The sequence below is a fragment of the Craterilacuibacter sp. genome (assembly GCF_051659485.1).
Taxonomy (GTDB): domain Bacteria; phylum Pseudomonadota; class Gammaproteobacteria; order Burkholderiales; family Chromobacteriaceae; genus Craterilacuibacter.
The window spans coordinates 1-8,164 of the sequence record NZ_JBOFOO010000383.1 but is presented as its reverse complement, the minus strand read 5'-3'; the positions used below and the strand labels follow the sequence as shown (position 1 = coordinate 8,164).

Genomic DNA, 8,164 nt, shown 5'->3' with positions numbered 1-8,164 from the left:
ATAAAACTGCCCAGATTGCGCGCAATCCTGCTTTTGTTGCGCGGAATGATGGCCGTATGCCAGATCGGCAAGCCCAGAGGATGACGAAACAAGGCTACCACCGCAAACCAGTCGGCCATGGCGCCGACGGTTGCCGCTTCGGCAAAGGCCGCCACAAAAGGCCACACCGGGTGGGTGTTGTATTGCCAGTGAGCCAGTAGCGCCAGACACAAAGCACCTACCAGTAAAGCCAGCGCCAGCGTCTTCATGCGCCGTAAGGCGGCAAGGCTGGCCTGATCATCGGCAGAGAGGCTCAGGCCGTGCAAAGAGGGTCCGGTATCCAATGGGTGCTCCCGCAATTTACTCGTCTATCACACGCAGGCCATCTGCAAAAAAACAAAGCCGCCAGCAATGCCGGCGGCTTTGTTACCTATCTATACGGCAAAAAATCAGCCTTTGACAACCTGAGCAATTGCTTCGGCGACATAAGGCAGATTGTTCCGGTTGAGCGCAGCCAGACAGATGCGGCCAGTAGACACGGCATAAATGCCGTAATCTGCACGCAGCACTTCAACCTGAGCCGCAGTCAGCCCGGTATAGGAGAACATGCCGCGCTGTGCCGTCACAAACGAAAAATCCTGCTCAACCTTATTGGCTTTGAGTGCATCCACCAGACCGGAACGCATGGCACGGATACGGTCACGCATGCCGGCCAATTCGTCCTCCCACATCTGGCGCAACTCGGGGCTACTCAGTACCGCAGCAACCACCGCGCCGCCATGAATAGGCGGGTTGGAATAATTGGTACGGATCACACGCTTGAGCTGGGACAGGACACGGGCCGCTTCATCCTTGTCGGCGGTGATAATGGACAAGGCACCGACGCGCTCGCCATACAGCGAGAAGCTCTTGGAAAAAGAGCTGGAGATGAAAAACTGCAGGCCGGAGGCCGAGAACAGGCGTACCGCCACCGCGTCAGGCGCGATACCCTCGGCAAAGCCCTGATAAGCCATATCGAGGAAAGGCACCAGACCGCGCTCGCGGCACATTTCGACCACTTCGCCCCACTGGGCATCCGACATATCGGCACCGGTCGGATTGTGGCAGCACGCATGCAATACAATCACCGAGCCCGGCTGCAGGCTCAGCAGGAAAGCCTTCATCGCCGTGAAGTTGACCCCGCGGCTTGCCGCATCGTAGTACGGGTAGTTTTCCACGACAAAACCGGCCGCTTCAAACAGCGCACGGTGGTTTTCCCACGATGGATCACTGATATAAACCTTGGCATCGGCCTTGAGCCCCTTGAGGAAATCGGCACCGATTTTCAGCGCACCCGTGCCGCCCAAAGCCTGTGCCGTCACCACGCGACCGGCTGCAATCAACTCGCTATCGGCCCCCAAGAGCAGCTTTTGCACCGCCTGATTGTACTGGGCATTGCCTTCGATCGCCTGATAGCCGCGTGGCGGCATGGCTTCCAGTCTCGCCTTTTCTGCGACTTTAACTGCCGACAATAACGGGATCTTGCCGTTTTCATCGAAATAGACACCCACACCCAGATTCACTTTGGTGCTGCGTGCATCAGCATTAAATGCCTCGTTCAGGCCGAGAATAGGATCGCGCGGAGCCAGCGTCACGCCGGCAAAAATCGAAGTACTCATGAAAGCTCCAGTGCTTTTACAGGTGTTGCGTCAGATGCAAACGGTCTAGGGGATTATAAATAGCATTTTATCATGCAGTGCCCATGCCGTGCATGCCAATCAGAAACGCTCGCCCATCATCAGGAAGCGCCACTGACCTTCTTCCAGCGCACCCAGCGCGATGCGTCCGATACGCAGACGCTTGACGGCCTGCACCTTGAGACCCGCCTCATCCATCAACCTATGTACCAGATATTCACGATTCTCGCGCAAGACCAGACGCAGTTGCCGCCCACCCTGGCGGCTGGCCTTGAACGGCAACAACGGCCCGTCCTCCAGTTCGCGTACTGCATTCAGGCGCAGCAGTGCCGCCTCATCCAGCCCCCCATCCACCCACACCAGATATTCCTGCTCGTAATCCCGCGCATCCCGAGTCAGGCGCTGGGCCAGAGAATCATCCTGAGTCAGCACCATCAAGCCGCTGGCATCGGCATCCAGCCAGCCGGCCTCCTGCAAATGATTGCTACAACGCGCAAGCCATGCCCAGCCGCTACGGTCTTTGCTGCAATGATTGCTGGCCAGCAGCAGAGGCAGCGGGTTAGCCACGCCGGCGGGCTTGTTCAGCAGCAGCGTAATGCGGGATGGCGGCGGCTGGATTTTTGTGCGAACCAGCGTAACGGCCTGTTCTGGGCCAACCCGGCTCCCCAGTGCCTGCACCGGCTCGCCATCGACAAATACAAAGCCCATTTCTATGCATTCATCGGCTTCACGACGGGATGCCACCAGACCCAGCTCGGTCAGGCGGCGACTCAAGCGCATATTTTCTTGCATGACTACTCCCGGCTGATCAATTCAGCCTCGACATTATAAGTCTCAGATTATATATTGATGCTGTGTTTTAAAACGGTACCGATCAAACTCTATGGAAAAAACGCCCCCAGGCAAGACCGCATCCTTTGATACCATGCTGGATGAGGCGAACCGCCTTTATGCCCGCAATCTTGATGCGGCACTGGCATGCCTGAACCACATCCTCGCTTTGCCTGAGTCATCCCAAGCATCACGCTTGCGGCAGGCGCTGCAACTGCGGGGACAGGTATTGACGGCTCAAGGACGCTTTCTACCTGCCATGGAAGATCTGGTACGCGCCCAGCAAATAGCGGCCCAAGCGGACGACTGCCAAGGTGAAGCGATCCTGCTGTGTCTGATCGGCAATATCTACATATTGCAGGGATTATACCCCGATGCAATGACGATTCAGCTGGATGCCTGCCAGACATTGGAAACGCAGGGCGATAGCATGTGGCTGGCGCGCGCCTACAATAGCCTGGGCTTTAGCTACCATTTTCTGGATCAGCCCGAAAAAGCAGTCACCTATCTGAACCGCAGCATACAGATGGCAAGAGAACTCGGTGAAACCCTGATCGAGACCTTGGCGCTGGACAGCCTGGCACACACCAAACTGGCGCAAGGCCATAAACAGGAGGCGCTGGTGCTGATACAGCGCAGCATCCTGCTGCTGCGTAGATTGGGGCACGAAGAGTACCTGGCCGAATACCTGGTTACTCTGGCGCAGGCAGAAGACAGCACCGGCAGCGATGGCAGTACCAGTCTGGCCGAAGCGCTGACCATTGCCCGCCGCTTGCACCTGCCACGACATGAAGCACAGGCACTCTTTAGCATGGGAGTCCGCCTGATGGAGAAAGGCGCCAGCCACCGCGCCCAGACCCAACTGGAAGCGGCACTCGCATTGGCAGAAAAAATAGGTGCGGCCCGTCTTGCCTACCTGACCTGCTTCCAGCTTTCTGCCCTGATGGAAGGGCAAGGGCAATATCAGGCGGCACTGACCTACTACCAGTCTTTTCACCAGAAAAAAGAAGCCTTATTGGGTGAGGCAGCCGCACGCCGCCTGCAGTACCTTGAAATCCGCCACCGCATCGCAAATGTAGAGCAAGAAAAACAAAATGCATTGCTACACAATCAGCGGCTGGAGAAAGAGGTCAAGCAGCGCATTCTGCTACAGAAGCAAGCTGAAAAACAGGCGCGTATCGACCCCTTGACCGGCCTCTTCAACCGTCGCCATTTCCGCCAGTGTGCCGAAGCGCAATGGCAGGAAGCCGTGCACCAAGGCACGCCCCTGAGCATGGTCCTGTTTGATGCCGACCACTTCAAGCGGATCAATGATACCTGGGGGCATGCCGTCGGTGATCTGGCCTTGCAGGCTATCTCCCTCAATCTGATGGATACGGCCCGGCACGAGGATCTGTTCGGGCGTTATGGCGGAGAAGAGTTCATCATGCTGATGCCGCAGACCGATGCCGAACAAGCCGCATCGGCGACCCAACGCATGCTGCTACAAGTCGAGCGCCATGGTCTGGTGCATGGCGAGACCACGATCCCCTTAACGCTAAGTGCTGGTATTGCGTGCATGCGCCCCGGGCAAATCACCAGCCTGGACGAATTGATACATGCAGCCGACCAAGCCCTTTATGTGGCCAAAAACCGGGGCCGCAACCAGTTGGGGCGGGCTCCGGAATAAAAACAGCACGTACCCGCGAGTCCATGGGCAAGAACATCATGCATGGGCCTTGATCAACTCGCCCAAGAGCTGACTGAAACCATCCCACATAATCTGCACCCCCAGGCACAGCAGGATAAATGCAGTCAGGCGCATGAAAATCAGCTCGCCGGTCGCCCCCAGAATACGCGTCAGCTTTTCGCCATGCCGATAACACCAGAAGACAAAAAAACTGACTAGCGCGACCCCCACCAGACTGGCGGCAGGCGCCAGCGTGTATTTGAGGATGCCATGCCCAGCCTGGGTCATGGATGCGCCAAGGGTAATGGCCACCGAAACCGAGCCAGGCCCAACGGTCAGCGGAAACGCCAGCGGATAAAAAGCACGCTGTTTGAGCTCTTCCTTACTGATGTGCTCACCCGTTTGCATGCTGGCAGGACTGGCGTCAGCGGGCGTATCGTTCAATAGCCGCCAGGCGGAAAAGGTAATCAGCAGGCCGCCACTGAGTTGCACCACCGGCAGGGACACGCCGAAAAACTCCAGCACATAACTGCCGATATACATACTGCCCAACAGCAAAACAAAGCTGCTAATCGCGATACGCCGCGCCAGATAATTGCGCTGGGCTTCGGTATTGCGTGCCGTCTGCGCCAGAAAAATCGGCACCATGCCCGGTGGGTTCATAATGGGCAGCAATGCGGCCAGCACGAAAAACACCTTGCTAATAAAAAGCATCAGGGTGGCCAGCATTTTTCATCCTTTAACGTAATAATCCAAACAAATTTGGCATTTCATTCTGCAAAAAAGCCTTAAGTAGCCATAACTGTGGCCACTCTATATTACCCTGCAAATGGCAGCCATAGCCTGCGCGTGATCAGACCATCCCCCTGTAAGACCGGAAAATGATTATGCTAGAGAAGATATAAAACTGATCAGCATGAAAAAATGCTCGCGGAGAAAGTATGAACTGGGGTCAAGAACTCGTCACCAGCAGCGTGTGGCTGCTTAAAACGTTTTCCATCACACTGCTGGCTACGCTGATAACAGGCTGGGCACTGGTGCGTTTTACCATCTGGGGCGCGCAATTCTGGCGTTTGAGCGGCGATTTCTTCTCGGTCAGAAAAAATCCGAAGCCGGCCTTGCTACTGGCACTGATCCTGTTTTTCACCCTGTTCGGGGTCAGGATGAGCGTGCTGTTTTCGCAGTGGTACAACCAGATGTACGCATCCCTGCAAAAACTGGATGAGCAGTTGTTCTGGGTCGCCATGTGGGGCTTTGCCGTGCTGGCATCGGTGCATGTCGTGCGCGCGCTGACCGCCTACTATCTGAACCAGTCTTTTAGCCTGCACTGGCGCCAGTGGCTGAACGAGCGCCTGCTATCGCGCTGGCTGGACAAGCAGGCTTATTTTCGCAGCCAATATCTGGACACCCCTGCCGACAACCCCGACCAGCGCTTACAGCAGGATGTCACCAGCTTTGCCGCCATGTCGCTCTCGCTATCCATGGGCGTCATTGATGCGCTGGTATCCACCATAGAATTCACCATTATTCTGTGGGGACTGTCCGGCGTCCTTAATCTGTTCGGCACCGAGATTCCGCGCGGCATGGTGTTTGTCGTCTACATCTACGTCATCATCGCGACCTTCTTTGCCTTCAAGATCGGTAAGCCCTTAATCCGCCTGAACTTCCTTAACGAGCAGCTGAACGCCGACTACCGCTATTCGCTGGTGCGCTTGCGCGAATACGGCGAAAGCGTGGCTTTTTACCGTGGCGAAGGTGTAGAGGGTAGCAAACTCAGGGCACGCTTTGACGGCATCATCGGCAATGCCTGGGCCATTGTTTACCGCTCGCTGAAGTTTCAGGGTTTCAACTTTGTCATCAGCCAGACCGCGGCGGTCTTCCCCTTCATCATTCAGGCGCAACGTTTTTTCTCCAAGGAGATTACGCTAGGCGATATGGTGCAAACTGCACAGGCATTCGGACAACTGCAGGGCAATCTGTCGTTTTTCCGTAGCGCTTACGACGATTTTGCCGGCTACCGCGCGGTCCTCGACCGTCTGACCGGCTTTGTCGATGCCATCGAACAGGCCGACAAGCTGCCTAGCCCACAAATAACGGAAAGCGGCCATGCGCTAAGCCTGAACGCACTCAGTGTGTACACCCCGCAGCAACGCGTCTTGCTCTCCCGCGCCAGCCTCAACGTTGCACCGGGCGCACCGCTATTGATACGCGGGCGCTCGGGCAGCGGCAAGACCACCTTGTTGCGTGCCATTGCCGGCCTGTGGCCCTATTGCGACGGTCAGATTACCCGCCCTGAAGGCCGCGCTATTTTCCTGTCGCAAAAACCCTATTTGCCACAAGGAAGCTTGCGCGATGCACTCTATTACCCGAGCGCAGCTAAGGCCGGCACCGAGGCCGCGGCAATACTGGTACGGGTGCAACTTGGCCATCTGACAAGCCGGTTGGATGAAAACGCGGAGTGGGGACATATCTTGTCGCTGGGCGAGCAGCAGCGCCTCGCTTTTGGCCGTCTGCTTTTGGCCAGACCGCAGGCTGCATTTCTGGATGAAGCCACCAGCGCGATGGATGAAGGACTGGAACATGCGATGTACACACTGGTGCGCGAATACTTGCCGCACACGGTACTGATCAGTGTCGGCCACCGCAGCACACTGAACATCCACCACCCGCACCAGCTTGAGTTGCTGGGCGAAGGACGCTGGCAACTGCTGTAGCCAGGCGCGCAACCACAAGGCAGGCTTTATGCCTGCCTTGCCTACACGCCAAGCCTCCCAGCCAGCTTCGTCAGCGCAGCATCCAGCGTTTGCTGGCGAACCGCTGCGCGGTCGCCGCTAAAATGCCGTAGCCAGGCCTCGCCCCCATCCGGGCCGGCAATCGCCAGCCACACCGTTCCTACCGGTTTGTCGGCCGAACCGCCACCGGGGCCGGCGATACCGGATACGGAGATAGCCCAGTCGGCCCCCGCCACCTTGCGGGCACCATCCGCCATTTCACGCACGACAGCCTCGCTGACGGCACCGTGCGAGGCCAGGCTCGCTGCGTTCACCCCCAGCATGCCGCACTTGGCTGCGTTGGCATAGCTGACAAAGCCCCAGCCGAACCAGTCGGAGCTACCGGCAATATCAGTCAAGGCCGCGGCGATCATGCCGCCGGTACACGACTCGGCCGTGGCCACGGTTTGTCCACGCTCGCGCAGGCGTGCACCAATGGCAAGGCACAGGGCTTCAGTATTCATGTTGCTGACGATAGTGGTGAATCAGGCCGGCCGTCGAACTGTCGTGCACACCGATGCCATGCTCCGGGCCCAGCTCGGGCAGGATGGCGCGGGCCAGTTGCTTGCCATACTCGACCCCCCATTGATCGAAAGAATTCAGCCCCCAGATCGCGCCCTGCACAAAGACCTTGTGTTCGTACAGCGCCAGCAGCATCCCCAGCGAATACGGCGTGACCTTGTCCAGTGCCAGCGTATTACTGGGCTGGTTGCCGGGGAAGGTCTTTTGTGGTGCCAGCATATCCAGCATCTCGCCCGACACCCCGCCAAGCTCGGCGGTGGCCTCGATCTGGGTTTTGCCACGCATCAGCGCCTCGGTCTGGGCAAAAGCATTGGCCACCAGCACCCGGTGCTGCGCCGGATCGTAATGGCTGTGCATGGGCACGATAAAATCACACGGCACCAGACGGGTGCCCTGATGCAGCAACTGGAAAAAGGCATGCTGGCTGTTGACGCCCTCCTCGCCCCAGATCACAGGGCCGGTATCAAAATCGAGACGCTCACCCGAACGGCCGACCCGCTTGCCGTTGGACTCCATATCCAGCTGCTGGATGTGGGCCGGCAAGCGGCGCAGGCCGTGATCGTAAGGCATGATGGCATGCGTATGCGCACCATAAAAGGTGTTGTACCAGATGCCGATCAGTGCCAGCAGCACCGGCATATTGGCGTCAAACGGCGCGCTGAAAAAGTGCTGGTCCATCGCATGCGCACCGGCCAGAAATTCGTCGAAGTGCTCGG

General features: G+C 57.6%; 7 protein-coding genes and 1 pseudogene. 2 read left to right on the top strand and 6 right to left on the bottom strand.

Going from position 1 to position 8,164, the window contains the following annotated elements:
• From ACRC1E_RS13235 to ACRC1E_RS13225, 3 genes are all read right to left on the bottom strand, one after another.
• Positions 1 to 323 (bottom strand): DUF445 family protein (locus ACRC1E_RS13235; protein ID WP_438515558.1); only part of this gene is annotated, 323 nt, incomplete at its 3' end.
• 105 nt (positions 324 to 428) lie between these two features.
• A complete protein-coding gene (locus ACRC1E_RS13230; RefSeq protein WP_438515557.1) occupies positions 429 to 1,637 on the bottom strand; it encodes an amino acid aminotransferase in 1,209 nt (402 codons plus the stop codon).
• A 99-nt stretch (positions 1,638 to 1,736) separates the two neighbouring features.
• Complete coding sequence (locus ACRC1E_RS13225) at positions 1,737 to 2,447, bottom strand: pseudouridine synthase (protein ID WP_438515556.1); 711 nt, start codon at positions 2,445 to 2,447, stop codon at positions 1,737 to 1,739.
• Between the two features lie 91 nt (positions 2,448 to 2,538).
• Between ACRC1E_RS13225 and ACRC1E_RS13220 the strand changes: the two genes are divergently transcribed.
• Positions 2,539 to 4,155, top strand: coding sequence for a diguanylate cyclase (locus ACRC1E_RS13220; RefSeq protein ID WP_438515555.1), 1,617 nt, complete (start codon positions 2,539 to 2,541; stop codon positions 4,153 to 4,155).
• Positions 4,156 to 4,191: 36 nt separating this feature from the next.
• Here the strand turns inward: ACRC1E_RS13220 and ACRC1E_RS13215 are convergent, their stop codons facing one another.
• Entirely contained in the window at positions 4,192 to 4,884 is a 693-nt protein-coding gene (locus ACRC1E_RS13215; RefSeq protein ID WP_438515554.1) for a MarC family protein, read from the bottom strand.
• Positions 4,885 to 5,096: 212 nt separating this feature from the next.
• Here ACRC1E_RS13215 and ACRC1E_RS13210 point away from each other — a divergent pair, with 212 nt between their 5' ends.
• Complete coding sequence (locus ACRC1E_RS13210; protein WP_438515553.1) at positions 5,097 to 6,869, top strand: ABC transporter ATP-binding protein/permease; 1,773 nt, start codon at positions 5,097 to 5,099, stop codon at positions 6,867 to 6,869.
• A 41-nt stretch (positions 6,870 to 6,910) separates the two neighbouring features.
• Here ACRC1E_RS13210 and ACRC1E_RS13205 read toward each other — a convergent pair whose 3' ends face one another.
• Both ACRC1E_RS13205 and pgi read right to left on the bottom strand, forming a co-directional pair.
• The gene (locus tag ACRC1E_RS13205) at positions 6,911 to 7,390 is read right to left on the bottom strand and encodes a CinA family protein (RefSeq protein WP_438515552.1); all 480 of its coding nucleotides are present in this window, start codon (positions 7,388 to 7,390) and stop codon (positions 6,911 to 6,913) included.
• Positions 7,380 to 8,164: pseudogene (gene pgi, locus ACRC1E_RS13200) on the bottom strand (glucose-6-phosphate isomerase); the annotation flags it as partial. The gene ACRC1E_RS13205 and the pseudogene pgi, both read right to left, overlap by 11 nt.